General features: G+C 72.5%; 20 protein-coding genes. 4 read left to right on the top strand and 16 right to left on the bottom strand.

Features of this window, described 5'->3' with window-relative positions:
- Positions 1 to 6: 6 nt before the first annotated feature.
- The 7 genes from topA to bldG all read right to left on the bottom strand — a co-directional run bounded on the left by topA (position 7) and on the right by bldG (position 9,510).
- Positions 7 to 2,835: a type I DNA topoisomerase gene (gene topA, locus OG982_RS16475; protein ID WP_266786104.1), complete on the bottom strand. Its 2,829-nt coding sequence runs from the start codon at positions 2,833 to 2,835 to the stop codon at positions 7 to 9.
- A 267-nt stretch (positions 2,836 to 3,102) separates the two neighbouring features.
- Positions 3,103 to 3,300: a hypothetical protein gene (locus OG982_RS16470; RefSeq protein WP_266786106.1), complete on the bottom strand. Its 198-nt coding sequence runs from the start codon at positions 3,298 to 3,300 to the stop codon at positions 3,103 to 3,105.
- 102 nt (positions 3,301 to 3,402) lie between these two features.
- Positions 3,403 to 4,929 (bottom strand): methyltransferase, encoded by a 1,527-nt coding sequence (locus OG982_RS16465; protein ID WP_266786108.1) that lies wholly within the window; start codon positions 4,927 to 4,929, stop codon positions 3,403 to 3,405.
- 184 nt (positions 4,930 to 5,113) lie between these two features.
- Positions 5,114 to 5,677, bottom strand: coding sequence for a small secreted protein (locus OG982_RS16460; RefSeq protein WP_266786110.1), 564 nt, complete (start codon positions 5,675 to 5,677; stop codon positions 5,114 to 5,116).
- 138 nt (positions 5,678 to 5,815) lie between these two features.
- Positions 5,816 to 8,224, bottom strand: coding sequence for a sodium-translocating pyrophosphatase (locus tag OG982_RS16455; RefSeq protein ID WP_266786112.1), 2,409 nt, complete (start codon positions 8,222 to 8,224; stop codon positions 5,816 to 5,818).
- A 427-nt stretch (positions 8,225 to 8,651) separates the two neighbouring features.
- On the bottom strand, positions 8,652 to 9,080 hold the full coding sequence (locus OG982_RS16450) for an ATP-binding protein (protein WP_266786114.1): 429 nt from the start codon (positions 9,078 to 9,080) through the stop codon (positions 8,652 to 8,654).
- 88 nt (positions 9,081 to 9,168) lie between these two features.
- On the bottom strand, positions 9,169 to 9,510 hold the full coding sequence (gene bldG / locus OG982_RS16445; RefSeq protein WP_008743037.1) for an anti-sigma factor antagonist BldG: 342 nt from the start codon (positions 9,508 to 9,510) through the stop codon (positions 9,169 to 9,171).
- A gap of 81 nt (positions 9,511 to 9,591) precedes the next feature.
- Between bldG and OG982_RS16440 the strand changes: the two genes are divergently transcribed.
- A complete protein-coding gene (locus OG982_RS16440) occupies positions 9,592 to 12,114 on the top strand; it encodes a DEAD/DEAH box helicase (RefSeq protein ID WP_266786116.1) in 2,523 nt (840 codons plus the stop codon).
- Positions 12,115 to 12,699: 585 nt separating this feature from the next.
- On the opposite strand, the gene OG982_RS16435 is transcribed toward OG982_RS16440, so the two are convergent.
- From OG982_RS16435 to ssd, 7 genes are read right to left on the bottom strand one after another with little or no spacing between them, the layout of a single operon-like run.
- Positions 12,700 to 13,053, bottom strand: a complete 354-nt coding sequence (locus OG982_RS16435) for an Rv3654c family TadE-like protein (RefSeq protein WP_266786120.1) — start codon at positions 13,051 to 13,053, stop codon at positions 12,700 to 12,702.
- Positions 13,050 to 13,418 (bottom strand): TadE family type IV pilus minor pilin, encoded by a 369-nt coding sequence (locus OG982_RS16430; protein WP_266786122.1) that lies wholly within the window; start codon positions 13,416 to 13,418, stop codon positions 13,050 to 13,052. Before OG982_RS16430 ends, OG982_RS16435 begins: the two co-directional genes overlap by 4 nt.
- Entirely contained in the window at positions 13,405 to 13,602 is a 198-nt protein-coding gene (locus tag OG982_RS16425) for a DUF4244 domain-containing protein (RefSeq protein WP_266786124.1), read from the bottom strand. Before OG982_RS16425 ends, OG982_RS16430 begins: the two co-directional genes overlap by 14 nt.
- 36 nt (positions 13,603 to 13,638) lie before the next feature.
- Entirely contained in the window at positions 13,639 to 14,415 is a 777-nt protein-coding gene (locus OG982_RS16420) for a type II secretion system F family protein (protein ID WP_266786126.1), read from the bottom strand.
- A complete protein-coding gene (locus tag OG982_RS16415; RefSeq protein ID WP_266786128.1) occupies positions 14,415 to 15,299 on the bottom strand; it encodes a type II secretion system F family protein in 885 nt (294 codons plus the stop codon). Before OG982_RS16415 ends, OG982_RS16420 begins: the two co-directional genes overlap by 1 nt.
- Positions 15,296 to 16,444 carry a TadA family conjugal transfer-associated ATPase gene (locus OG982_RS16410; protein WP_266786130.1) on the bottom strand — a complete coding sequence of 383 codons (1,149 nt, stop codon included), beginning with the start codon at positions 16,442 to 16,444 and terminating at the stop codon, positions 15,296 to 15,298. The genes OG982_RS16415 and OG982_RS16410 overlap by 4 nt, the downstream gene beginning before the upstream one ends.
- Positions 16,441 to 17,574 carry a septum site-determining protein Ssd gene (gene ssd, locus OG982_RS16405; protein ID WP_266791913.1) on the bottom strand — a complete coding sequence of 378 codons (1,134 nt, stop codon included), beginning with the start codon at positions 17,572 to 17,574 and terminating at the stop codon, positions 16,441 to 16,443. The genes OG982_RS16410 and ssd overlap by 4 nt, the downstream gene beginning before the upstream one ends.
- Positions 17,575 to 18,096: 522 nt before the next feature.
- Between ssd and OG982_RS16400 the strand changes: the two genes are divergently transcribed.
- A complete protein-coding gene (locus OG982_RS16400) occupies positions 18,097 to 18,966 on the top strand; it encodes an HAD family phosphatase (protein ID WP_266791915.1) in 870 nt (289 codons plus the stop codon).
- A 1,111-nt stretch (positions 18,967 to 20,077) separates the two neighbouring features.
- On the opposite strand, the gene OG982_RS16395 is transcribed toward OG982_RS16400, so the two are convergent.
- On the bottom strand, positions 20,078 to 20,899 hold the full coding sequence (locus OG982_RS16395; protein WP_266786132.1) for an oxidoreductase: 822 nt from the start codon (positions 20,897 to 20,899) through the stop codon (positions 20,078 to 20,080).
- A 109-nt stretch (positions 20,900 to 21,008) separates the two neighbouring features.
- Between OG982_RS16395 and OG982_RS16390 the strand changes: the two genes are divergently transcribed.
- On the top strand, positions 21,009 to 22,025 hold the full coding sequence (locus tag OG982_RS16390) for an ATP-binding protein (protein WP_266786134.1): 1,017 nt from the start codon (positions 21,009 to 21,011) through the stop codon (positions 22,023 to 22,025).
- A 57-nt stretch (positions 22,026 to 22,082) separates the two neighbouring features.
- Here OG982_RS16390 and OG982_RS16385 read toward each other — a convergent pair whose 3' ends face one another.
- Positions 22,083 to 23,411 carry a hypothetical protein gene (locus OG982_RS16385; protein ID WP_266786136.1) on the bottom strand — a complete coding sequence of 443 codons (1,329 nt, stop codon included), beginning with the start codon at positions 23,409 to 23,411 and terminating at the stop codon, positions 22,083 to 22,085.
- Between the two features lie 233 nt (positions 23,412 to 23,644).
- Here OG982_RS16385 and OG982_RS16380 point away from each other — a divergent pair, with 233 nt between their 5' ends.
- Positions 23,645 to 26,023 carry a SulP family inorganic anion transporter gene (locus tag OG982_RS16380; protein ID WP_266948787.1) on the top strand — a complete coding sequence of 793 codons (2,379 nt, stop codon included), beginning with the start codon at positions 23,645 to 23,647 and terminating at the stop codon, positions 26,021 to 26,023.
- Positions 26,024 to 26,210 lie beyond the last annotated feature (187 nt).

The raw sequence follows: 26,210 nt of genomic DNA, 5'->3' as shown, positions 1-26,210 counted from the left end.
AGTTGCCTACTCGTCCGAAGCCGGGGTGGCGGCGGCCGTCTTCTTCGCCGCGGTCTTGGTCGCCGTCTTCGTCGCCGTCTTCTTGGCGGCCGTCTTCTTCGCGGTCGTCGTCTTCTTGGCCGCGGCGGCCTTCGTCGCCGTCGCCTTCTTGGCCGGGGCCTTCTTCGCGGGCGCCTTCTTGGCCGTCTTCTTCGCCGGGCCCTTCGCGCGCTTCTCCGCGAGCAGTTCGTAGCCCCGCTCCGGCGTGATGGTCTCGACGTCGTCGTCCCGCCGCAGCGTCGCGTTCGTCTCGCCGTCCGTCACGTACGGCCCGAAGCGGCCGTCCTTGACGACGACCGGCTTCTCGCTGACCGGGTCGGTGCCCAGTTCCTTCAGCGGCGGCTTGGCCGCGGCACGGCCCCGCTGCTTGGGCTGCGCGTAGATCGCGAGGGCCTCGTCCAGCGTGATCGAGAAGAGCTGGTCCTCGGTCTCCAGCGACCGCGAGTCCGTGCCCTTCTTCAGGTACGGGCCGTAGCGGCCGTTCTGGGCCGTGATCTCCACGCCCTCCGCGTCCGCGCCGACGACGCGCGGCAGCGACATCAGCTTCAGCGCCTCGTCGAGGGTGACCGTGTCCAGGGTCATGGACTTGAAGAGCGAGGCCGTCCGCGGCTTGACCGCGTTCTTGCCCGTCTTCGGGGTGCCCTCGGGGAGGATCTCCGTCACGTACGGGCCGTAACGACCGTCCTTCGCGACGATTTCGTTCCCGCTCACCGGGTCCTTGCCCAGCTCGAACTCGCCGCTCGGCTTGGCGAACAGCTCCTCCGCGTACGCGACCGTCAGCTCGTCCGGCGCCAGGTCGTCCGGGACGTCGGCCCGCTGGTGGCCCTCCGCGTCCTTCTCGCCGCGCTCCACGTACGGCCCGTAGCGGCCGACGCGCAGCACGACGCCGTCGCCGACCGGGAAGGAGGAGATCTCCCGGGCGTCGATCGCGCCCAGGTCCGTGACCAGCTCCTTCAGGCCGCCGAGGTGGTCGCCGTCGGCCGGTACGACCTCCGACGCGTCCTCGGAGCCGAAGTAGAACCGCTTCAGCCACGGCACGGACTGGGCCTCGCCCCGCGCGATGCGGTCGAGGTCGTCCTCCATCTTCGCGGTGAAGTCGTAGTCGACGAGCCGGCCGAAGTGCGTCTCCAGCAGGTTGACCACGGCGAACGACAGGAAGGACGGCACGAGCGCCGTGCCCTTCTTGAAGACGTACCCGCGGTCCAGGATCGTGCCGATGATCGACGCGTACGTCGACGGGCGGCCGATCTCGCGCTCTTCGAGCTCCTTGACCAGCGAGGCCTCGGTGTACCGGGCCGGCGGCTTGGTCGAGTGGCCGTCGGCCGTGATCTCCTCGGCCGACAGCGCGTCGCCCTCGGCGACCTGCGGCAGCCGCTTCTCGCGGTCGTCGAGCTCGGCGTTCGGGTCGTCCGCGCCCTCGACGTAGGCCTTCATGAAGCCGTGGAAGGTGATCGTCTTGCCGGAGGCACTGAACTCGGCGTCCCGGCCGTCGGACGCCCGGCCGCCGATCTTGACCGTGACCGAGTTGCCGACCGCGTCCTTCATCTGGGAGGCGACGGTCCGCTTCCAGATCAGCTCGTACAGGCGGAACTGGTCGCCGGTCAGGCCGGTCTCGGCCGGGGTGCGGAAACGATCACCCGAAGGGCGAATCGCCTCGTGCGCCTCCTGCGCGTTCTTGACCTTGCCGGCGTAGACGCGCGGCTTCTCCGGCAGGTAGTCGGCCCCGTAGAGCTGGGTGACCTGCGCCCGTGCCGCCGACACCGCGGTGTCGGAGAGCGTGGTGGAGTCCGTACGCATATAGGTGATGAAGCCGTTCTCGTACAGCTTCTGCGCCACCTGCATCGTCGCCTTCGCGCCGAAGCCCAGCTTGCGCGAGGCCTCCTGCTGGAGCGTCGTCGTGCGGAACGGGGCGTACGGGGAGCGGCGGTACGGCTTGGACTCGACCGAGCGGACGGCGAACGAGGTGTCGGCCAGCGCGGCGGCCAGCGCCCGGGCGTTCGCCTCGTCGAGGTGCAGCACCTCGCTCTTGAGCTGCCCGTTCGAGCCGAAGTCGCGGCCCTGCGCGACGCGCTTGCCGTCCACCGTGTTCAGGCGGGCGACCAGCGTGGACGGGTCGGAGGCGTCGCCGGCCCGCCCGGTGGAGAAGGTTGCGGTCAGGTCCCAGTACTCGGCGCTGCGGAAGGCGATGCGCTCGCGCTCCCGCTCGACGACGAGGCGGGTGGCGACCGACTGGACTCGGCCGGCCGACAGGCGCGGCATGACCTTCTTCCACAGGACCGGCGAGACCTCGTAGCCGTAGAGGCGGTCGAGGATGCGGCGGGTCTCCTGGGCGTCGACCATGCGCTGGTTCAGCTCGCGCGGGTTGGCGACGGCGTCGCGGATCGCGTCCTTGGTGATCTCGTGGAAGACCATCCGGTGGACGGGGACCTTGGGCTTGAGGACTTCCTGCAGGTGCCACGCGATGGCTTCGCCCTCGCGGTCCTCATCGGTGGCGAGGAAGAGTTCGTCGGACTCGGCCAGCAGCTCCTTGAGCTTCCTGACCTGGGCCTTCTTGTCGGCGTTGACGACGTAGATCGGCTGGAAGTCGTGTTCGACGTCCACACCGAGGCGTCGGACCTCGCCGGTGTACTTGTCGGGGACCTCGGCGGCGCCGTTCGGGAGGTCGCGAATGTGCCCGACGCTCGCCTCGACGACGTATCCCGGGCCGAGGTAGCCCTTGATCGTCTTCGCCTTGGCAGGGGACTCGACGATGACGAGTCGGCGGCCGCCCTTTGCGGTCTCGCTAGTCGGGGACAACTTGGCTCTTCTCTCCGGTCGGCACTCGGTCGCAGTACGGCGACGCTGCGGAGTGTGACGGTACAACCCGCCCCCGTGTCAAACGGCACAAGCCCGCAACGGCCACTCGAACGGTAACCCGACAAGTGCCATTTCTGCCGCCCGGATACCGTGCCGGGCCCGTCCCGATCACCGGGCCGAGTGCACAAAGGGCCGTCTGGCCCCGCTCCGGAAGGGCCCCCGAGGTCCCGGATGACCTCCGTGTTCACGCCGACGGGTACGGCCGCGTCACAGCCGTGTGAGGCACCAGACCCCGAGGGCCAGGGCGGTCCCGCCGGCCAGTACGGCCAGCGGGACGGCCACGACGGGGCGCACGCCTTCGGCGACCGGCGCGCGGTGCAGGACGCGCGCCCCCGTCCAGGCCAGCAGAGCGGCTCCGAACAGCAGGAACACGGCCGCCGCGAACATCGCCGGACCGGTTTCCACGCTGCTCCCCTTGCCCCTGAGCCACTCCCGGGATCCCCCCGGATCCCGCCTGCCGAAGAGCCTGACAGCCTCCGGGTAACGGGGGGTGAACCGTGGGTTACATCACGGGGCGGACCGGCCCGCCGGTCCGGTCACGGGCTCCAGGAAACCCTGCTCCACCAGCATCCGGATCGCCTCCGGGGTCCGGTCGCGCAGGACCACCGGATCCTCCTGCATCAGCTGCGCGATCGCGTCCAGGATCCGGCCCGCGCTGAGTGAGCCGTCGCACACTCCGGCGAATCCCGCCCCGACCGTGTCGACCTTGGTCGCGCGCCGCATGCCGCGGTTCTGCCGGAGCACCACGTGCTCCGGGTCCTCCGCGCCGGGCGCGCCGACCTGCTCCTGGATCACCTCGGCGGCCAGCATGAAGTGGCCGGCCAGCAGGGCGGCGTCGTCGTGGGCGCGCAGGTAGTCCTGCCGGGCGAAGTGGGCCAGCACCGCGTCGCCGAGCGGCTGCTCCACCGAGTGCGGCCACTCCTCGACGACGATCGAGGGCTCGGGCGCGTCGGTGCGGCGCAGCGTGATCCAGCCGAATCCGACCGCCTTGGTCCCGCGGGCCTCGAACTCGTCCAGCCAGTCCTCGTAGTGCCGCTCGTACTCGGCCGGGTCGGCCCGGTGGTCGCCCGCGTCGCGCAGCCACAGTTCCGCGTACTGCGTCACGTCCTGCACGTCACGCTGCACGATCCACGCGTCACAGCCGCGCGGCACCCAGGAGCGGACCCGGTCGTGCCAGTCCTCGCCCTCCACGTGCTGCCAGTTGCCGAGGAACTGTGCGTACCCGCCGGGGTTGAGGTGCGCGCCGGCCTCCTGGACCAGGGTCCGGCACAGGTCGTCGCCGCCCATGCCGCCGTCCCGGTACGTCAGCCGGGCGCCGGGCGAGATCACGAAGGGCGGGTTGGACACGATGAGGTCGTACGTCGCGTCGCCGACGGGCTCGAAGAGCGACCCGGCGAGCAGCTCGGCCTCGGGCGCCCCGGACAGCGCCAGCGTCAGACGGGTGAATTCCAGGGCCCTGGGGTTGACGTCGGTGGCGGTGACCCGGGTGGCGTGCTGGGCGGCGTGCAGGGCCTGGATGCCGGATCCGGTGCCGAGGTCCAGCGCGGTGGCGACCGGCACGCGGACGGTGATCCCGGCCAGGGTGGTGGAGGCGCCGCCGACGCCGAGGACCACCCCCTCCTCGCGGCGCCCGATCCCGCCGGCCCCGCCGACGGCGCAGCCGAGGTCCGAGACGATGAACCAGTCCTCGCCGTCGGGGCCGCCGTACGGGCGTACGTCCACGGTGGCGTGCACCACGTCGCCCTCGCGCCGCAGCCAGCCGTCGGCGAGCGCGGCCTCCACGGGCAGGGCGCCCTCGGCGTGCGCGTACGCGGCGGGCTGCTGGAGCAGGAAGAGCCGGACCAGCGTCGCGAGCGGGCCGTCTCCGCCGCCGCGCGTGGCGCGCAGGGCGGGGACCGTCTCGCTGCGGGCCAGGGCGGCGTAGGCGGGGGCGCCGAGCAGGTCGAGCAGCCCGTCGGCGGTGAAGCCGGCGGCGAGCAGGGCTCCGCGGAGTTCGCGGGCGTGTTCGGGCGAGGGGAGGCTGGTGGTACTCACCCGTCCATTGTGTCCGCTGGCCCGGGGAATCGGTGCGCCCTCCACGCCGCGCCCGCCGCCGCGTACGGGACGCCCCTCGGGCCCCGGGTACGCGTCAGGGCGGCGCAGAGTCCGCTGGGGACCCCGGCCACCCTGGTCGACGTACCGCCCGCTCCGGTCGGCGGCGTGCCGCCGCGGCCGTCGGCTACTGCGGCGAGGCCACCACGGTGACCTGGCAGCCCTTCTGGCTGTTCATCACCTTGTCGAGGCCGCCCGCCTTGAGCTTGTCGAGCGCCTGCTCGCCGCCCTTGGTGGCCTCGGCGAGGCCGTTGGCCACCTCCTTGAGCCCCTCGGCGAACTTGTTCTGGTCCTTGACGTCGAGGGCGTCGACCTTGACCTTCAGCTCCGCGTAGCCCTTGGACGTCTCCTCGAAGCCCTTCACGGCGGCGTCCTGGGTCGCCTGGCCCTCCTTGGCCGGCGGCACCCCCGCCCCCGTCAGCGCGGCGCCCATCGCCTTGTACGAGTCGGACATGGTCTGGAAGGCCTCGGAGTCCGTCTTCTGGACCTCCTCGGGCTTGTTGCTCTCCGAGGACACGCGCTTGATGTCCGCGTTTGCTGCCTCGATCTTCTTCAGCTCGGGCTGCCAGGCGTCGCAGACCTTCTTGGCCCAGGCATCGGCCTTCTTGTCGTTGTCGTCCCCGCCGCACCCGGACAGGACGAGCATCAGCACCGCGCCGCCGGACACTGCGGCCGCAATCTTCTTGTTCACCGGGTTGGTCCCTTCGAAGGCTCTCGGCCGGAAGATACACGCCCTCGATCGGGCCATGCGGAAAGGCGGACAGACGGCGCGTCAGTCCGCGCCGCCTGTCCGCCGTTCGGTCGTACCTTCGAGCCGGTGGCCCTACGGTCAGGAAACCACCGCCGGGTCGGCCGGTCCCGCCACCCGCTCCGCCGTGGCGCCCTCGCCCTCGGCGTCGTCCCCGACCGCGATGCCGCGGCGCTTGGAGACGTAGACCGCGCCGACGATGACGGCGATGGCGATGACGGCGACGATCGCCCGTACGGTCGCGCTGGCGTCCGCGCCGTAGCTGAACTGCACGACGGCCGGGGCGATCAGCAGCGCCACCAGGTTCATGACCTTGAGCAGCGGGTTGATCGCGGGGCCCGCGGTGTCCTTGAACGGGTCGCCGACGGTGTCGCCGATGACGGTCGCGGCGTGGGCCTCGCTGCCCTTGCCGCCGTGGTGGCCGTCCTCGACGAGCTTCTTCGCGTTGTCCCACGCGCCGCCGGAGTTGGCGAGGAAGACCGCCATCAGGGTGCCGGTGCCGATGGCGCCCGCGAGGAACGAGCCGAGCGCGCCGACGCCGAGCGAGAAGCCGACGGCGATCGGGGTGAGCACGGCGAGCAGACCGGGCGTGGCGAGCTCGCGCAGCGCGTCCTTGGTGCAGATGTCCACGACGCGCCCGTACTCGGGCTTCTCGGTGTAGTCCATGATCCCGGGGTGCTCGCGGAACTGGCGGCGCACCTCGTAGACGACGGCGCCCGCGGAGCGGGAGACGGCGTTGATGGCGAGGCCGGAGAACAGGAACACGACCGCCGCGCCCAGGATCAGGCCGACCAGGTTGTTGGGCTGGGCGATGTCCAGGCTGAGGTTCATCTCGCCCGCCTTGGCACCGACTTCCTTGACCGCGTTCGCGATGGCGTCGTTGTACGAGCCGAAGAGCGCGGCCGCGGCGAGCACGGCGGTGGCGATCGCGATGCCCTTGGTGATGGCCTTGGTGGTGTTGCCGACCGCGTCCAGGTCGGTCAGGACCTGCGCTCCGGCGCCCTCGACGTCGCCGGACATCTCGGCGATGCCCTGGGCGTTGTCGGAGACGGGGCCGAAGGTGTCCATGGCGACGATGACGCCGACGGTGGTGAGCAGGCCGGTGCCGGCCAGGGCCACCGCGAACAGCGCCAGCATGATCGAGGTGCCGCCGAGCAGGAACGCTCCGTAGACGCCGAGGCCGATGAGCAGCGCGGTGTAGACGGCGGACTCCAGGCCGACCGAGATGCCGGCGAGGACGACGGTGGCCGCGCCGGTCAGGGAGGACTTGCCGATGTCCCGGACGGGACGGCGGTTGGTCTCGGTGAAGTAGCCGGTCAGCTGCTGGATCAGGGCGGCGAGCACGATGCCGATGGCGACGGCGACGACGGCCAGGACGCGCGGGTCACCGGAGTGGTTGGCGATCGCGGCGTCCTCGACGCCGACGAGCTCCTTGTAGGTGGCCGGCAGGTAGGCGTAGACGGCGATCGCGACCAGCGCCAGGGAGATCACGGCGGAGATGAAGAAGCCGCGGTTGATCGCGGTCATTCCGCTGCGGTCGGAGCGGCGCGGGGAGACCGCGAAGATGCCGATCATGGCGGTGATGACGCCGATCGCGGGGACGATCAGCGGGAACGCGAGACCGAGGTCGCCGAAGGCGGCCTTGCCGAGGATGAGCGCGGCCACGAGCGTGACGGCGTACGACTCGAAGAGGTCGGCCGCCATTCCGGCGCAGTCGCCGACGTTGTCGCCCACATTGTCGGCGATGGTCGCGGCATTGCGCGGATCGTCCTCCGGAATGCCCTGCTCGACCTTGCCGACCAGGTCGGCGCCGACGTCGGCGGCCTTGGTGAAGATGCCGCCGCCGACACGCATGAACATCGCGATCAGCGCGGCGCCGAGGCCGAAGCCCTCCAGCACCTTCGGGGCGTCGGCGGCGTAGACCAGGACGACGCAGGAGGCGCCGAGCAGGCCGAGGCCGACGGTGAACATGCCGACCACGCCGCCCGTGCGGAAGGCGATCTTCATCGCCTTGTGCGACACGTCGGTCAGGTCCTTGGCGGGTTCGCCCTCGGCGGGGGTGGCCTCGCGCGCCGCGGCGGCGACGCGGACGTTGGCGCGGACCGCCAGCCGCATGCCGATGTAGCCGGTGGCGGCGGAGAAGAGGGCGCCGACGAGGAAGAAGGCGGACCGGCCGGCCCGCTGCGTCCAGTCGTCGGCGGGGAGCAGGAAGAGCAGGAAGAACACCACGACGGCGAAGATGCCGAGGGTGCGCAGCTGCCGACCGAGGTAGGCGTTGGCGCCTTCCTGGACGGCCGCGGCGATCTTCTTCATCGCATCGGTTCCCTCGTCGGCGGCGAGCACCTGGCGGACCAGGATCTGCGCGACGACGAGCGCGGCGAGTGCGACCGCCGCAATGACGATCACGATGAGCCGATTGTCATCGGTGAGTACAGCGGCTGCCAGATCGGAAGTGCCGATCGGCGCGTTGGGGGTGAAGAGCCCCGTCATTCGTCCTCCTTGACGTGATGAGCTCAAGATGTGGACGGATTGTAGGGAGCGCGCCCTGATCAAAACAGTACGCGGGAAACGGAATTGGCCTGCTCTTGCTCCTCACCAATAGATCCCGTCACTCCATTACCCTCGAAAGTGGTAATGGGGCAAAAGCATTGACGCTTGATCAATTCCCGGGAAGGGGCGCGCGGGAGCACGAGAAAAGGCCCTGCTCGACGGTAGTCGACAGGGCCTTGAATAAGATCAAAAGAAGTTCAGACGAGTGCGCGTCGGGAACGGGCGCGGGCATGCCGAGACGCGCGGGCACGCCCAGACGCGCGGGCACGCCCAGACGCGCGGGCACGCCCAGACGCGCGGGCACGCCCAGACGCGCGGGCACGCCGAAGTGCCCGCCTCCCGCTCTCGCCCCGCGGGCGTGGAGGGGCTAGTCGAGGTCGGTCGCGCCGGACACGGGCCAGCTCATCCTGATGGTCCCACCCGACGCTCCGGTGGTCACTTCGACGTCGTCGACGAGCCCGCTGATGACCGCGAGGCCCATCTCGTCCTCGCCGTCGTTGTCCGGGTCCAGGGCGGCGGCGATACCCGGCACGGCATCCGCCGGGCCGGGCACCTCGTCTGCGACCTCGATGGAGAAGGTCTTCTCCTCCTCGGTCAGCACCACCCGGACGGGCGCGAGCAGTCCGTTGACGCGATGCAGTCCGACGGCACGCGAGCAGGCCTCGCCCACGGCGAGGCGGACCTCGTCGAGCAGGGCCTCCTCGACGCCGGCCCGGCGCGCCACGGCGGCCGCGACCAGGCGGGCCGTCCGGACGTGTTCGGGCTGGGCGCTGAAGCGCAGTTCAACGGTGGCCATGCGCGTCCCCCTCGGACTACGGGCGTGCCTTGACAGGGGCACGGACCGACCGACGGTCCGGTGCCCCTGCTCCTACGGACAGGAGCCGTCAGTCGGTGGCGTTGACGGCGTCTTCCACCGTGGTGTGGATCGGGAAGACCTTGGTCAGACCGGTGATGCGGAAGATCTTCAGGATGCGCTCCTGGTTGCACACCAGACGCAGTGAGCCCTCGTGCGCGCGGACGCGCTTGAGGCCTCCCACGAGCACACCGAGGCCGGTGGAGTCGAGGAAGTCCACTCGCTCCATGTCGACAACCAGGTGGTAGCTGCCGTCGTTCACCAACTCGACCAACTGCTCGCGCAGCTTGGGCGCGGTATACACATCAATCTCGCCACCGACCTCCACGACCGTACGGTCGCCGACAGTGCGAGTCGACAGGGACAGGTCCACGGATCCTCCAGCACCTTGCTATCGAGCGGCGCCCCCCAGGGGCCTCCCCACCCGAAGGTAGGCGAGGGATTGGCTGCCGCGATGGCATTCAATCACTTACCGGCAGGCGCGCACGACGCCTTGGGACCATTGTCCCGCACGCCAGTGACACACTCGGTTCCAATGGCCAATACTCACCGCCCCGGTCCGCCCACGCCACCAGCGGACCCCCGACCCGCCCCGGGAACCGTTCTGGACCGGCTCTCACGGGGGCCTTCGCGGGCTGCGCGCATCACCCATACGGAGCACTTGCCCCCTCGGGCGGGTCGTCATGCAGTCTGGCCCGACCGCATCCGAACGGATGTCGTGGCCGCCATCACGGCCGCCGGGATCGAACATCCGTGGGAACACCAGGCCGCGGCCGCCGAGCACGCCCTGGACGGCGAGTCGGTGGTCGTCGCCACCGGAACCGCCTCCGGCAAGTCCCTGGCCTACCTGGCGCCGGTGCTCTCGGCCCTCGCGGACGGCGCCGAGGCCCCCAACGGGCGCGGCGCCACCGCCCTGTACCTGGCCCCCACCAAGGCCCTCGCGGCCGACCAGCGGCGCGCCGTACGGGAACTGGCCGCCCCGCTCGCAAACGCCGTCCGCCCCGCCGTCTACGACGGGGACACGCCGGTCGAAGAACGCGAATGGGTGCGCCAGTACGCCAACTACGTCCTGACCAACCCCGACATGCTGCACCGGGGGATCCTGCCGGCCCACCCCCGCTGGTCCTCGTTCCTGAAGGCCCTGCGGTACGTCGTCATCGACGAATGCCACACCTACCGGGGAGTATTCGGCTCGCACGTCGCCCAGGTGCTGCGCCGCTTGCGGCGGCTGTGCGCCCGCTACGGCTCCGATCCCGTGTTCCTGCTGGCCTCCGCCACCGCGAGCGACCCGGCCGCCGCGGCGTCCCGGCTGACCGGAGTACCGGTCACCGAGGTCACCGACGACGCCTCGCCGCGCGGCGAAGTGGTCTTCGCGCTGTGGGAGCCGCCGCTGCTGACCGAGCTGCGCGGCGAGAAGGGCGCCCCGGTGCGCCGCACCGCCACCGCCGAGACGGCCGACCTGCTGACCGACCTCGTCGTGCAGGGCGTCCGGACGGTCGCCTTCGTCCGCTCCCGGCGCGGGGCCGAGCTGATCTCCGTGATCACCCAGGAGCGGCTCGCCGAGGTGGACCGCTCCCTGCCCCGGCGTGTCGCCGCCTACCGGGGCGGCTACCTGCCCGAGGAGCGCCGGGCCCTGGAGCGGGCCCTGCACTCCGGCGAGCTGCTCGGCCTGGCCGCGACGACCGCGCTGGAGCTCGGCGTCGACGTCTCCGGCCTGGACGCCGTGCTGATCACCGGCTACCCGGGCACCCGGGCCTCCCTGTGGCAGCAGGCGGGCCGCGCCGGGCGCTCCGGGCAGGGCGCCCTGGCCATCCTGATCGCCCGGGACGACCCGCTGGACACCTACCTGGTCCACCACCCCGACGCGCTCTTCCGGCAGCCCGTGGAAGCCACCGTCCTGGACCCCGACAACCCGTACGTGCTGGCCCCGCACCTGTGCGCGGCCGCCGCCGAGCTGCCCCTGACGGAGGCCGACCTGACCCTGTTCGGCCCGGCCGCCCGGGAGCTGCTGCCGCAGCTGGAGGCCGCGAAGCTGCTCCGCCGGCGGGCCACCGCCTGGCACTGGACGCGCCGGGAGCGGGCCTGCGACCTGACCGACATCCGGGGCGGCGGGGGCCGCCCGGTGCAGATCGTCGAGGCCGCCACCGGGCGGCTGCTCGGCACGGTCGACGGGGACGCCGCCCACACCTCCGTCCACGACGGCGCCGTCCACCTCCACCAGGGCCGCACCTACCTGGTGAAGCACCTCGACCTGGAGGACTCGGTCGCGCTGGTCGAGGAAGCCAGCCCGCCGTACTCCACCACCGCCCGCGACACCACCGCCATCTCCGTCCTGGAGACCGACTCCGAGATCCCCTGGGGCCAGGGCAGGCTCTGCTTCGGCTCCGTCGAGGTGACCAACCAGGTCGTCTCGTACCTGCGGCGCAAGCTGATCACCGGTGAGGTGCTCGGCGAGGCGAAGCTCGACCTGCCGCCGCGCACCCTGCGCACCCGGGCCGTGTGGTGGACGGTCACGGAGGACCAGCTCGACGAGGCCCGGATCAACCCCGAGATCCTCGGCGGCGCCCTGCACGCCGCCGAGCACGCCTCCATCGGCCTGCTCCCGCTGTTCGCCACCTGCGACCGCTGGGACATCGGCGGCGTCTCCGTCCCGCTGCACCCCGACACCCTGCTCCCGACCGTCTTCGTCTACGACGGCCACCCCGGCGGCGCCGGCTTCGCGGAACGCGCCTTCCACACGGCCCGCGCCTGGCTGACGGCGACCCGCGACGCCATCGCCGCCTGCGAATGCGAGGCCGGCTGCCCGTCCTGCATCCAGTCCCCCAAATGCGGCAACGGCAACGACCCCTTGCACAAACGCGGCGCGATCCGCCTCCTGACCCGACTCCTGTCGGAGGCCCCGGCGACGGGAGCCGAGGCGGGGACGACTCCCGAGGCCGAACCGGGGGCGGCTGCCGACACGGGGGCGGGGGCTTAGGCCGAACCGGGGGCGGGGGCTTAGGCCGAACCGGGGGCGGGGGCTTAGGCCGAACCGGGGGCGGGGGCTTAGGCCGAACCGGGGGCGGGGCCCGGCGGCGTGGGCCTGGGGCGTGGGCCCGGGGGGCAGGGATCGGATCAGGGTGGGACTCGGCCCAGGGGCGGGACCTGATGGCCCTGGAGCAGGGCCCGGGGGCCCGGAGGTCCGGCACCGCTGCCAGGAAGGCTCCTGCGAGGCCGTACACGCCGCGTACGAGGGGTACCAGGACCGCCGGGACCACCTGTACCCGGACAGCGGCTCGGCGGCCTTCTCCGCCGACGGAGCGCTCGTCTGGGCCCACGTCCGCGGCACGCCGGGAGCCCGTGCACACGGGCACCGACAGTCAGGCCGGACGACCCCGAACCCCACCCGGCCGGACCCACAGGCCGACCAGCGCGCCTAACCGACCGCCGACGCCGTCACCCGGCGGGAGCCGAGCCGGCCCGCCCGGGCCTGACGGCCGTGGCGAACCGCCCGGGAGCCGAGCCGGCCCGCCCGGGCCTGACGGCCGGGGCGAACCGCCCCGGCCCCCGGCGGCTGGCGCCCTCACCCGGCGGGAGCCAGGGGCGGGCCCGCGCGGGCGGTGGCGGCGGGGGCGAAAGGGCCCGTCGGGGCGCGGGCCGAGATCTCGGAGATCTCGCCCCGCAGGGTGCAGGACGTCAGCGTTGCGCCCTGGGCGCGGGCCACGCGCATGGCCGTGGCGCACGCCGTCTCGGGGCCGTGGGCCCAGCTCGCCGCCGCCGCGAGCGCCGCCAGGTCGGCGGCTGCGGCGGCCCGGTGTCGCGCGACCACCGCCTGCCCGAGCAGCAGCACGCCGCCGAACACCGCCACCAGCACCGTCGCGACCAGCGCGCCCCACACCGTCGCCGAGCCCCGCTCCCGGCACCGGTCGGTGGTCACGGCGGTGGCCCCACGGTGTCTTCCGCCAGGGACGCCGCCTCGGCGGACAGGCGGAAGGGGAGGGTGTGGGGGCCCGGTGGAGGGGCTGTTACGCGGACGTGCCAGAGGTCGCCCGAGCGGGTCAGGGCCACCTGCGCGCCCGGCGGGGCGGCAGCCTTGGCTGCCGCCAGAGCGGTGTCCCTCGGCTCCGAGCGGGACGCCGCCCGCGCGCCGGCGCGGGCCGCGTCCACGCAGCGGATCTGCGCGGCCGCCGCCATCAGCGCCCACACCAGCAGCGCCGCGAAGAGAACCAGAGCCGGGATGACCAGCGCGGCTTCCGCCGTCACATATCCGCCGTCGCGCGGAGTTTTCTCAGAACGGCACATCGAGCGCCTTCCCGATGGTCGACTGAAGGGCCGTGGAGACCACGTCACTCGTCACCACCTTGTACAGAACGGCCGCGAATGCACACGCCGCGATCGTGCCCATGGCGTATTCCGAAGTGGACATCCCCGCATCGCTCCGATGACCGCTCAGCGCCTTCCGCACACGAAACCAGATGATCCTCATGTCAACCTCCAGTCGATTTATGTTCTTGATGTGATTTCAGGTGTTCGAGAGGAGCCCGGAAGCCATACCGATCACCACCGGAGCCACCCCCACCGCGAGAAACGCGGGAAGGAAACACAGGCCCACCGGCGCCGTGACGAGCACCGCCGCCCGCTGTGCCCGGGCGCCCGCCCGGCGGGTCCGGTCCTCGCGCAGGGCCGCCGCCATCCGGGAGACCGGCTCCGCCGCCGGCGCCCCGGTGCGCGCCGCCCGCTCCAGGCACTCCGCGAGCCCCCGGGCTCCCGGTATCTCCGCCAACCTCCCCCACGCCGACCCCGGTTCGCCGCCGAGCCGGAGTTCCGCCCCGGCCAGGGCCAGCCGCTCGCCCACCGGGCCTCCCAGCGACTCGCCCACCACCTCCGCCGCCTCCACGGGCCCCGCCCCGGCCGCCAGGCAGGCGGCCAACAGGTCCGCCGCGAACGGCAACTGACGCTCCGCCTCCCTCGGGTCCACCCCGGCCGGCGGTCGCGCCCGGCGCGCCCAGCGCCACGCCCCGAACGCCGCCCCGCAGCCGATCAGCACGCCCACCGCGCCGCCGACCAGCGCCCAGCCCGCCAGCAGCGCCCCGGCCGGCCAGGCCCAGGCCCGTGCCAGGCCCCGTATCCGCCGGTCTAACACCGGCCCACGCCGCACCGGAAACACCGCCAGCAGGACGCCGATCCGGCGGCGGGCCGCCCGCTCCCGTATCCGGGCGGCCACCGCCGACCCCGCGCACAGCACCGCCATCGCGAGGCACAGCGCCATCCCCAGCCTGTGGACCACGAATCCGGTCATCACCATTCCCCCGCTCCCACGATCCGCCGGCACCACAGCAGCCCCAGCGCCTCCAGCACCCCGCCCGCCCCCAGGCAGCCCCACCCGACCGGGGTGTGCAGCAGCACGCGCAGCGGGTCCGCCCCGAGCCCGGTGCCGATGAGCAGGCCCACCAGTGGGAGGAGGGCCAGTACCACCGCGGTCGAGCGGGCTCCGGCCAGTTGGGCCCGCAGGGACTCCCGCCGGTCCCGCTCGGCCCGCAGCGCCCCCTCCAGCCGGTCCAGCCCGGCCGCCAGGCCCGCGCCGCCGTCCACCGAGACCCGCCAGCAGGCCGCCATCCCGGCCAGCCCCTCCGCGCCCGGCTCCCGGGCCGCCAGCCGCAGCGCGCCCGGTACGTCCCCGCCGAACGCCGCCGCAGCCAGCACCCCGGCCTCCGCGGCGCCCGGGCCGCCCGGGCCCGACGCGGTACGCCGTATCGCCGCGGTCAGCGCCTGCCCGGGCTGCGCTCCGGCCCGCAGTTCGCCCACCGCCGCCCCGCACAGCGCCACCACCTCCGCCGCCCGGGCCGCCCGGGCGCGCTCCCGCTCCCGGGCCCGCAGCCACCGCCGCACCAGCGGTACGGCCGCCGCGCCCAGCACCACCGGGATCACCGACCCGCCGAGCAGCGCGACCACGAGACCGACGCCCAGGCAGCCCCACTCGCGCCGGCCTGCCGCCCGCACCCGAACCCCGACCACGAGCCGCTCCCAGCGCACCGGCCCGCCCGGCACCACGGGGCCGCCTCCAGCCAGGAGCACCCGGGCCCGCCGGGACACCCGGTCGCCCCCGGCCAGCCCCCAGGCCGCCGCTCCGGCGCACAGCACCCCGGCGAACACCGGCACCGGCAGCGCCGCCCCGGCGTTCACCGCGCACCGCCCATCAGCGGTCGCAGCCGCTCCCAGCCCCGCTCCCGTACGAACCCGCGCGCCGCCCAGCGCAGCGCGGGCACCGTGACGACCAGCCCCGCCGGATCCCGTTCCAGCACATGCACCTCGGCGACCCGGCGGCGCCCGTCCCGGTCCCGGACGAGATGCACGACCAGGCTCAGCGCGGCCGCCAACTGGCTGTGCAGGGAGGCCCGATCCAGCCCGGCGGCCGTCCCGAGCGCCTCCAGCCGGGCCGGGACGTGCGCGGCCGCGTTCGCGTGGACGGTGCCGCAGCCGCCTTCGTGCCCGGTGTTCAACGCGGCGAGGAGAGTGGCCACTTCGGCCCCCCGGACCTCCCCGACGACGAGCCGGTCCGGCCGCATCCGCAGCGCTTGGCGGACCAGATCGGCCAGGGTGACCAGCCCCGCGCCCTCCTGGTTGGCCGGCCGGGTCTCCAGCCGCACCACATGCGGATGGTCGGGGCGCAGCTCGGCCGAATCCTCGGCCAGTACGATCCGCTCCGCCGGGCCCACCAGCCCCAACAGGGTGCTGAGCAGGGTGGTCTTGCCCGTGCCGGTCCCGCCGGAGACGAGGAACGACAGCCGGGCCTCCACCATCGCCCGCAGCAGTTTCTGTCCGCCGGGCGGCAGTGTTCCCGCCGCGACGAGTTCCTCCAGCGTGAACGCGCGGGGCCGCACCACGCGCAGGGAGAGGCAGGCGGACCCGACCGCGACCGGCGGCAGGACCGCATGGAGCCGGGTGCCGTCCGGCATCCGGGCGTCCACCCACGGCCGGGCGTCGTCCAGCCGCCGTCCCGCGACGGCGGCGAGCCGCTGGGCCAGCCTGCGCACGGCCTCGGCGTCCGGGAAGGTCACTTCGGTCAGCTCCAGCCCGCCGCCCCGGTCCACCCACACCCGATCGGGGGCCGCCACCAGCACGTCGGTGACCTCGGGATCGGCGAGCAGCGCCTCCAGGGGGCCCGCGCCGACCAGCTCGGACCGTAACTCGGCGGCGGCACCCAGTACTTCCGCGTCGCCCAGCAGCCGGCCCTGGGCCCGCAGGGCGGCCGCGACCCTGGCCGGGGTCGGCTCCGCCCCGCTCTCGGCGAGGCGCTGGCGCACCGCGTCCAGCAGTACCGCGCTCATGCCGGCACCCCCTGGGCGGGGCCGAGCGCCCGCTGCCAGAAGCCGTCGCAGAACCGGGCCAGCGCGCCGCGCCGCTGCGACCCGGGCGGTTCTCCCTCGGCCACCCTCCCGGGCAGGCCGACCTCGACCGGCACCTCGCCGGCCAGCGGGACGCCCAGCAGGCCGGCGACCGCCTCGGCATCGAGCCCGCCCGGGCAGCGGCCCCGTACGACGACGCGGACGTCCCGGGCGACCATCCGTACCCCGGCAGCGACGCGGCCCGCCGCGGCCACCGCCCGCAGCTCGCCCGGAACCACCATCAGCACCAGGTCCAGCTGGGCCAGCACCTCGGCCACGGCCTCGTCCACCCGGCGCGGCAGGTCGACCACCACGACCCCGCCCCGCCGTCGGGCGGCGGCCACGACGGACCGCATCGCGGCGGGCGGCACGACCACCCGCTCGCCCCGGTCCCAGCTGAGCACCCTCAGCGCGTGCAGTTCGGGCAGGGACTCCTCCAGCGCTCCGGCGCCGACGCGGCCCCGCGAGCCGGCGAAGTCCGGCCAGCGCAGCCCCTCGGCGCCCTCGCCGCCGAGCAGTACGTCCATGCCGCCGCCGAGCGGGTCACCGTCGATGAGGATGGTGCGCTCCCCGGCCCGGGCGGCCCTGATGGCCAGGGCGCAGGCGAGGGTGGAGGCTCCGGCCCCGCCGCTGCCGCCGATCACCCCGACGGCGAGGGCGGGCTTCCCGGCCCCTTCCACCACATCGGCGATGCGGTCGACGAGCCGGTTCTCGGCGTCGGGGAGCCGCAGCACCTCCTCGGCGCCGATCTCCACCGCCCGCTGCCACACCAGGGGGTCGTCCAGCTCCCGGCCGACGAGGAACACCCCGTCCCGGCGCGGCGCCCCGCGCGCCCGCCGGGCGGCGTCGTCCCCGACGAGGACGAGCGGCGCGGACTCCCATCCGACTCCCCCGCGCGCCTCACCGGCGACTGCCTCACCCCCGGCACCGCCGGTCCCGCTTTGCTCGGGCACCGCATGGTGCACATGCGGCTCGGCGCCCGCGGCGGCGCACAGCCGCAGCAGGTCGTCGAGCAGCAAGGGGTCCTCGGTGATGATCAGCGGCCGTCCGCCACCGGCCCCGGCCGCGCCCACACGGGCCGACGGCCTGTTCCCACCGACGAACACACGCTCCGGCACTTCACACGACTTCGATCCAGCCACGATCTCCGCCCCCTTCTCACCGCAAATCCGAAGGCCGCGGACTTCGCGGCTGGAATCACGGTGACGGGATCCGGAAAAAGAAGTGGATCTTGCCCGAAAACTGTGGACAACCGGGCCGTTGTGAATAACTCCGCCACCCCATCAGGTGAGTTCCAGAGCGCGCCGGAACAACTACGGAGCGTCACGCGTCTGACGGGGTGAGGGCCGGCGGCACGCGGGCCACCGAAGAGGAAGGGCCGGGGAGATGGTCACCAAGGGCCGAAGGCAGAGGACGCAAACCGCGTCCGGACATGCGACGACCCCCGCCGGGGGGGAGAGCGGGGGTCGTCCCCACGGTCCGACTCGGGGGGGGGAGGAGCCAGACCGGGTTAGCACGGTCGCGAACGATCCGTGACTTCCATGGTGTACCCGAGAGCCTTCTCAGGCAAACCCACGCGCCACACCTTACGCCGAATGGTGGGCGCATATGCTCGGGGCGTGGAAAACCAGCCCTTGCCGCACTCCTTGCCTCGTACCGCAGCCTTCTTCGACCTGGACAAGACGGTCATTGCGAAGTCGAGCACTCTGACGTTCAGCAAGTCCTTCTACCAAGGCGGCCTGATCAACCGCCGGGCCGTGCTGCGCACCGCGTACACCCAGTTCATCTTCCTGGCCGGCGGCGCCGACCACGACCAGATGGAGCGGATGCGGGAGTACCTGTCCGCCCTCTGCAAGGGGTGGAACGTGCAGCAGGTGCGAGAGATCGTCGCCGAGGCCCTGCACGACCTCATCGACCCGATCATCTACGACGAGGCCGCGTCCCTGATCGAGGCCCACCACACGGCGGGCCGTGACGTGGTGATCGTGTCGACCTCCGGCGCGGAAGTGGTCGAGCCGATCGGCGAGATGCTCGGCGCGGACCGGGTCGTCGCCACGCGGATGGTGGTCGGCGAGGACGGGTGCTTCACCGGGGAGATCGACTATTACGCGTACGGGCCGACGAAGGCGGAGGCCGTGCGGGAGCTCGCGGAGTCCGAGGGGTACGACCTCGCGCGGTGCTACGCGTACAGCGACTCGATCACGGATGTGCCGATGCTGGAGGCCGTGGGGCATCCGCATGCGGTGAATCCCGACCGGGCGTTGCGGCGGGAGGCGGTGGCGCGGGAGTGGCCGGTGCTGGTGTTCAACAGGCCGGTGCGGTTGAAGCAGCGGCTGCCGGGGTTTGCGATGGGTGGGCGGCCGGCGTTGGTCGCTGCCGCGGCCGTGGGCGCTGCCGCTGCTACCGCCGGGCTGGTTTGGTACGCCAGTCGGCGGCGGGCCCTTTCGGCTGCCGCCTCGGCCTGACCCTGCGGTTTGCCCCGCCCGGGGCCGGCCTGGGGCCGGCTCCTGCCCGGACCTGAGGCGGGGCCGGATCCCACGCAGCCCTGAGGGCGGGGCCGGATCCCCTCCAGCCCTGAGGGCGGGGCCGGATCCCCTCCAGCCCTGAGGCGGGGCTGGATCCCGCCTGACACCGACCCGCGTCGGGTGTGTCCCGCCCGACCTTGATCCTGACCCCGGCCGCTCGTCGCCGTCGGGTGCCGCTGCGCGGGTCTTCTCCCCGCCCCGCCCTTTCACCGTTTCCCGGGCTCTGCCCGGACCCGGTCCTCAAACGCGGGACGGGCTGGACCCCGCGGGCTCCGCCCGGCCCTGGTCCAAAAGGCCGGACGGGCCGAAACCGCCGGGACTCCGCCCGGGCTGACCCAAAAAGCTGGACGGCCGAAACCGCCGGGACTCCGCCCGGGCTGACCCAAAGGCCGGACGGACCGAAACCGCCCGGGCTCTGCCCGGGCCTGGCCCAGAAAGCTGGACGGCCGAAGCCGCTGGGATTCCGCCCGGGGCTGGCCCAAAGCGGGACGGGCCGAAACCCCCGGACTTCGCCCGGGCCCGTGGCTCAAGCGGCGGCGGGGCGTGGATTTGGGGCGCCGGTGAGCGGGATGGAGGGGGTTGGGGTCCCGGACGGGCGCGTGGCTGGAATGAGCCGGCGGTCCAGACCGCAGCCTGACTGGCCCGCCGCGCACGCCTCGCGCCTCGGGCGGCGGCACAGCCTGCCCGGGGGGTGAGCTGGGGGGATGCGGGGGTGTCCGGTTGATGTGGGAATGGGGCGGAAAGTAAAGAAGTCGGGGCAGGGGTTTCGCATGGGTCGGAAGCGGAGTACAAAGGAGTCACGGCCCGCGAGACCAAAGAACATCCGAGAGGATCATCTTTAAAACGCAGTAAGGCCCACGGACCGAAGCATGAACGCCGAGCACCCACGCGACGTCGACCCGTCGATTACGGGCCAGCCGCACCAGGTAACGGGCAAAGTCCCCGACCTGATGGGCATATATCGAGGACGCTTGGTAACTGGGCGTAAATGCCAGCGGCGACACCAAAGTTTGACGGTGTCGCCGCAACCCGTGTCCGGGGAGGTGCGGGGTTACGCCGCGCCTCGCTGGAGGGCCTCGCAGACCGCCGTCGACTCCCGGACTCCGAGTTCGACCGCGCGGCCGCAGTGGGCGATCCAGACCGCCATGCCTTCCGGGGTGCCGGAGACGTAGCCCTCGAAGGCCGCCAGGTACGCCTCCCGGCCCTGCTCGGCGTGGCCTACCTCCGCCGGGCAGATCGCCTTCGGGTCCAAGCCGCTGTTGATCAGGACGATCCGCTCCGCCGCCCGCGCGACCAGGCCGTTGTACGAGCCGAACGGCCGCAGGGCGAGGAGTTCACCGTGCACCACTGCCGCCGTGATCAGCGCGGGGGCCGAACCGCCCGCGATGATCAGCCGGGACAGCCCGTCCAGCCGGCCCGCGACCTCGTCCGCGCCCGGGAGCGGCAGGGTGATCAGCGGCTCGTCCACCGGTTCGCCCGCCAGACGGGGGCGGCCCACGGTGTCCCCGTCGGCCGTCGAGCCCGACGCGACCAGGTGGAGCCGCGCGAGGACCCGTAGCGGCGACTGGCGCCAGATGCTCAGCAGCTGCCCGGCCTCCGCCGTCAGCCGCAGCGCCGCGCCCACCGTGCGCGCCTCGGACTCGGCGCCGAAGTCGGTCCGGCGGCGCACCTCCTCCAGGGCCCAGTCCGCGCCGGACAGCGCCGCGCTCCCCCGGGCGCCGCGCAGCGCGGCCTCCGAGGTGATCTCCCCGCTGCGGCGGCGCATGACCCGGTGCCCGTAGACCCGGTCCACTGCCTTGCGTACGGAATCCACGGACTCGGCCACGCCCGGGAGCGAACCCAGGGGTGCCAGGGGGTCGGAAGCGCTACTCATAAGTAGGGAGCCTACGCACTGTCCGCCCATAGCACCGACCCCTCCTTGGAGTGGTCTTCTTCACTCACCCAAGCCACTCAACGCGACCATGCCGCTACGCTTGGTGAACATGAAGATCGCTTTCGTGGGAAAGGGCGGCAGCGGGAAGACCACGCTGTCCTCCCTCTTCATCCGCCACCTCGCCGCCAATGAAGCCCGTGTCGTCGCGGTGGACGCCGACATCAACCAGCACCTCGCCGCCGCCCTCGGGCTCGGCGAGGACGAGGCCGCCGCGCTGCCCGCGATGGGTGCGCACCTGCCGCTGATCAAGGAGTACCTGCGCGGCGCGAACCCGCGCATCGCGTCCGCCGACTCCATGATCAAGACGACCCCGCCCGGATCCGGCTCGCGTCTGCTGCGGGTCTCCGAGGACAACCCCGTCTACGAGGCCTGCGCGCGCACCCTCGTACTCGACGGGGAGCCGGTGCGGCTGATGGCCACCGGGCCGTTCACCGAGTCCGATCTCGGTGTGGCCTGCTACCACTCGAAGGTCGGGGCGGTGGAGCTGTGCCTCAACCACCTGGTCGACGGCCGCGACGAGTACGTCGTCGTCGACATGACGGCCGGCTCGGACTCCTTCGCGTCGGGCATGTTCACCCGCTTCGACATGACCTTCCTGGTCGCCGAGCCGACCCGCAAGGGCGTCTCCGTCTACCGCCAGTACAAGGAGTACGCGCGGGACTTCGGCGTCTGCCTGAAGGTGGTCGGCAACAAGGTCCAGGGCCCCGAGGACATCGAGTTCCTCCAGGACGAGGTGGGCGAGGACCTGCTGGTCACCGTCGGGCACTCCGACTGGGTGCGGGCGATGGAGAAGGGCCGCCCGGCCGCCTTCGAGCTGTTGGAGGCGACGAACCGATTCGCCCTCCAGACGCTCCAGGACGCGGCGGACGACTCGTACGCCCAGCGCGACTGGGCCCGGTACACCGAGCAGATGGTGCACTTCCACCTGCGCAACGCCGAGAGCTGGGGCAACGCGAAGACCGGGGTCGACCTGGCGGCCCAGGTCGACCCCGCGTTCGTGCTCCACGAGGGGTTGGCGAGCGGACTGGAGGAGCTGACGGGGAACCTCGTCAGCAGTTCCGGCTAGGTCCGTCAGCAGCGCTCGTCACCAGCAGTTGTCAGCGGTGCTCCTCAGCAGCCTTCCTCAGTAGCCCTCCTCGGACTCCGAGGACTCCGAGGACTCCGCCGCGTCCGAGCCCTCCGGGCCCCCGGCCGGCTTCGCCTCGGCGGGGGCGGCCGGCTTCGGCGGCGGCCCCGCCGTCAGGAACTTCGTCCAGCCCTCCTTCGGCGCCTCGCCGACGTCGAGGGTGCGCATCCACTCCAGGGCCTTCGGGTCCTGCGCGTCCAGCCAGTCGGCCAGCTCGCGGAACGGCACGCAGCGGACCTCCTTCTGCGTGCACATGCTCTTGATCGAGTCCTCCACGGCGCGCATGTAGGTGCCGCCGTTCCACGACTCGAAGTGGTTGCCGATGATCAGCGGCGCGCGGTTGCCCTGGTAGACCCGCTCGAAGGCCTGGAGCAGTCCGTCACGCATCTGCTCGCCCCAGTACGCGTGCTGCGAGGGGTCGCCCTGCGAGGTCGTGCCGGACTGGTTGACCATGTAGTTGTAGTCCATGCTCAGCGTGTCGAAAGCACGCCCGGGCATGGGCACGAGCTGGAGCGGGAGGTCCCAGAGACCGTCCGTCTTCTTGGGCCAGATCTGCTTGCTGATGCCGCTGGAGTCGTAGCGGAAGCCGAGGTCCTTGGCCGCCAGCATGAAGTTCTTCTGGCCTTCGAGGCAGGGGGTGCGGGCGCCGATGAGCTCCTTGTCGTAGTCGAAGGGCAGCGGGTCCATGCTCTTCAGGCCGGCGTTGGTCTTCCAGTTCTTGACGAACGACTTGGCCTGGCTGATCTCGCTCTTCCACTCCTCCACCGACCAGGTGCCGACGCCGCCGTCGGGGCCGCAGAAGTGGCCGTTGAAGTGGGTTCCGATCTCGTTGCCCTCCATCCAGGCCGCACGGACCTGGGTGGCGGTGTCCTTGATGCCCTGGAGGTCTCCGAAGCCGATGTCGGAGCGGCCGGAGGAGTGCTGCGGGGCGGTGTAGAGGTCCTTCTTCTCCTCCGGGAGCATGTACACGCCGCTGAGGAAGTACGTCATGCGGGCGTTGTACTCCTTGCCGACCTCCCTGAAGTGGGAGAAGAGCTTCTGACTGTCCTCGCCGGCCCCGTCCCACGAGAACACCACGAACTGCGGCGGCTTCTCACCGGGCTTCAGCTTCTGCGCCTTCTGTACGTTCGGCTGCGGGCCGGTGTACGCGGTCGAGCCGTCGCCGATGGGCCGCAGGACGCTCCCGGGGGCCACCGGCGCGGCGGCGCCGTTCGGGCCGCCGCGCCCGCCGGACGGGGACTTGGCGGATTCCGAGCACCCGGCAGCGCACAGGACCAGCGTCGCGGTGACCAGGCCACCGGCGATCTTCTTCGTGGCGGTGATCATCCGTCCACCTCTCCCTCGCAGTTCCATCGCAGGACTTCCGCGCCGCAACGTCCCATGCGGTCCACCGTGAGGAAGATGTGACAAGCCGTACAAAATGCTTAATCACTCTGGAGTGGTAATTCGTAGGCCATTTGCCCGCATTTCCTTCCACTACCCTTTACTCTCCATTACCATCCGTTTACTGAGCGTTGAGACTCCCGCCGCTTCACCCCTCCCCCGAGGAGACGGGACCTATGACAGCCACCTCCCCGCCACGCACCGCCAAGGGCCTCCCCTCCCGGCTTCCCCCCGACCTCCCGGCGGACCTGTCCGCCTCCATCGCCGTCTTCCTGATCGCCCTGCCGCTCTCCCTCGGCATCGCCCTGGCCACCGGCGCCCCGCTCCAGGCCGGTCTGGTGGCCGCCGCCGTCGGCGGGATCGTGGCCGGGCGGCTCGGCGGCGCCCCGCTCCAGGTGAGCGGACCGGCCGCCGGACTCACCGTCGTCACCGCCGAGTTGATCCAGCGCTACGGATGGCGGACCACCTGTGCCATCACGGTGCTCGCCGGCTGCTGCCAGCTCGGTCTCGCCCTGCTGCGCACCGCCCGGTCGGCGCTGATGGTCAGCCCGGCCATCGTCCACGGCATGCTCGCGGGCATCGGCGTGACCATCGCCATCGCCCAGCTGCACATCGTGCTCGGCGGCACCCCGCAGAGCTCCGTCGTCGCCAACGTCCAGGCCCTGCCCGCGCAGTTGGCCGATCTGCATCCGGTCGCGCTCGGCATCAGCGCGCTGACCATGGTCGTCCTGCTCGGCTGGCCGCGCCTGCCCGGGCGGGCCGGGAAGGCCCTGCGCAAGGTGCCGGCCGCGCTCGCCGCCGTCGCCACCGCGACGGCGTTCGCGGCGCTGGCCGGGCTCAGCCTGCCCCGGGTGGACCTGCCGTCCTGGCGCAGCCACGCCCTGCCCGAGCTGCCCGAGGGCCCGGTCCTCGGGATCATCGCCGCCGTCCTGACGATCACGCTGGTCGGCAGCGTGGAGTCGCTGCTGTCGGCGGTCGCGACCGACAAGCTGATCGCCTCCGAGCGCGGTACGGCGAACCGCCCGCCGCGCGCCGATCTCAACCGCGAGCTGCGCGGCCAGGGCGCGGCCAACATCGTCTCCGGAGCGCTGGGCGGGCTGCCCGTCACGGGGGTGGCCGTCCGCAGCGTGGCGAACGTCAAGTCGGGTGCGGCCAGCCGGAAATCGGCCATGTTCCACGGGCTGTGGGTGCTGATCGCGGCCGGGCTGCTCGTGCCGGTCCTCGACCTGATCCCGCTGGCGGCGCTGGCCGCGCTGGTGATGGCGGTGGGCGTGCAGATGGTCAGCATCAACCACCTGCGCAGTGTCACCCGGCACCGGGAGGTTCTCGTCTACGCCACGACCATCGCGGGCGTCGTCCTCGGCGGGGTGCTGGAGGGGGTCGCGATCGGCATCGCGGTCGCCGTGGCGCTGGCCCTGTACCGGCTGACCCGGACGCGGATCACCGTGGAGGAGCTCGACGGAGTCCACCGGGTGTGGGCGCGCGGGCAGTTGACCTTCCTCGCGGTGCCGCGCCTGAGCCGGGTGCTGAACCAGATCCCGCACGACGGGGAGGCGGTGGTCGAGCTCGACGGCTCGTTCATGGACCACGCGGCGTACGAGACGCTCCAGGACTGGCAGGACTCCCATGTGGCGCACGGGGGCTCGGTGGAGGTCACCGGCCGCTCCGGCGCCAAGATCCCCGAGACGGACCGGCACGGGCGCGGGGCGCACCACTGCTGTCGTCCCTGGACCCCGTGGCAGAACCACTGCGCCCACCGCTCGGCCGACGATCTTACGATGCCCAGCGCGGCGGAAGCCGCGGGCGCGGCCGGCGACGCCCAGGCGGAGCCCCGCCGTAGCGGGGCGGGCCGACTGGCCAGCGGAATCAGCGCGTTCCAGCGGGATACCGCCCCACATGTCCGCGATGAGCTGGCCCGGCTCGCCCGCGAGGGGCAGCGGCCCTCCCAACTGTTCCTCACCTGTGCCGATTCCCGTCTGGTGACGAGCATGATCACGGCCAGCGGCCCCGGCGACCTCTTCACGGTCCGCAACGTCGGCAACCTGGTCCCGCTGCCGGGGGCCGAGGCGACGGACGACTCGGTCGCGGCGGCCATCGAGTACGCCGTGGACGTGCTGAAGGTGGACAGCATCACGGTGTGCGGGCACTCCGGCTGCGGGGCCATGCAGGCGCTGCTGAACAGCACGCCGGACGCGCCGATGACCCCGCTGCGGCGCTGGCTGCGGCACGGGCTGCCCAGCCTGGAGCGGATGGCCAGCCGGCACCACGCCTGGGCCCGGATCTCCGGGCGGCTCCCGGCGGACGCGGTCGAGCAGCTCTGCCTGACCAACGTCGTACAGCAGCTGGAGCACCTGCGGGCACACGAGTCGGTGGCCCGGCGGCTCGCCGAGGGCACCCTGGAGCTGCACGGGATGTACTTCCACGTGGGCGAGGCGCAGGCGTACCTGCTCTCCGAGGGCGAGGACTTCTTCGACTGCCGGGTCTTCGACAGCGTCCGTCCTACCGGGCGCGGACCGGCGCAGTCAGGCCACAGCGTGGCGTCCGGCCGGGTGTGAACCGATACCCTCCGGATTCCGTGCACCGTAGTGGCCCCTTTCCGCACCTGCAGCGGGAAGGGGCCACTCGCGCGTGGGCCCGCACGTGATATAGGTCTAAACCAATTTCCGGCTAGCCCTTGTCACCTGGACGTCTGACTGATGAGCTATGCCCCGGGGACACAACGGACACCCTGGGAAAGGGAGA

The organism is Streptomyces sp. NBC_01551 (assembly GCF_026339935.1).
GTDB lineage: Bacteria > Actinomycetota > Actinomycetes > Streptomycetales > Streptomycetaceae > Streptomyces.
This window is presented reverse-complemented; position numbering and strand designations above follow the sequence as displayed.

Coding starts and splice junctions, on each gene's coding strand:
- OG982_RS16455 (WP_266786112.1), bottom strand. CDS start 8,224: ATGACGGGGCTCTTCACCCCCAACGCGCCGATCGGCACTTCCGATCTG.
- OG982_RS16450 (WP_266786114.1), bottom strand. CDS start 9,080: ATGGCCACCGTTGAACTGCGCTTCAGCGCCCAGCCCGAACACGTCCGG.
- OG982_RS16440 (WP_266786116.1), top strand. CDS start 9,592: ATGGCATTCAATCACTTACCGGCAGGCGCGCACGACGCCTTGGGACCA.
- OG982_RS16430 (WP_266786122.1), bottom strand. CDS start 13,418: ATGTGCCGTTCTGAGAAAACTCCGCGCGACGGCGGATATGTGACGGCG.
- OG982_RS16425 (WP_266786124.1), bottom strand. CDS start 13,602: ATGAGGATCATCTGGTTTCGTGTGCGGAAGGCGCTGAGCGGTCATCGG.
- OG982_RS16420 (WP_266786126.1), bottom strand. CDS start 14,415: ATGACCGGATTCGTGGTCCACAGGCTGGGGATGGCGCTGTGCCTCGCG.
- OG982_RS16410 (WP_266786130.1), bottom strand. CDS start 16,444: ATGAGCGCGGTACTGCTGGACGCGGTGCGCCAGCGCCTCGCCGAGAGC.
- OG982_RS16400 (WP_266791915.1), top strand. CDS start 18,097: ATGGTGGGCGCATATGCTCGGGGCGTGGAAAACCAGCCCTTGCCGCAC.
- OG982_RS16395 (WP_266786132.1), bottom strand. CDS start 20,899: ATGAGTAGCGCTTCCGACCCCCTGGCACCCCTGGGTTCGCTCCCGGGC.
- OG982_RS16390 (WP_266786134.1), top strand. CDS start 21,009: ATGAAGATCGCTTTCGTGGGAAAGGGCGGCAGCGGGAAGACCACGCTG.
- OG982_RS16385 (WP_266786136.1), bottom strand. CDS start 23,411: ATGATCACCGCCACGAAGAAGATCGCCGGTGGCCTGGTCACCGCGACG.
- OG982_RS16380 (WP_266948787.1), top strand. CDS start 23,645: ATGACAGCCACCTCCCCGCCACGCACCGCCAAGGGCCTCCCCTCCCGG.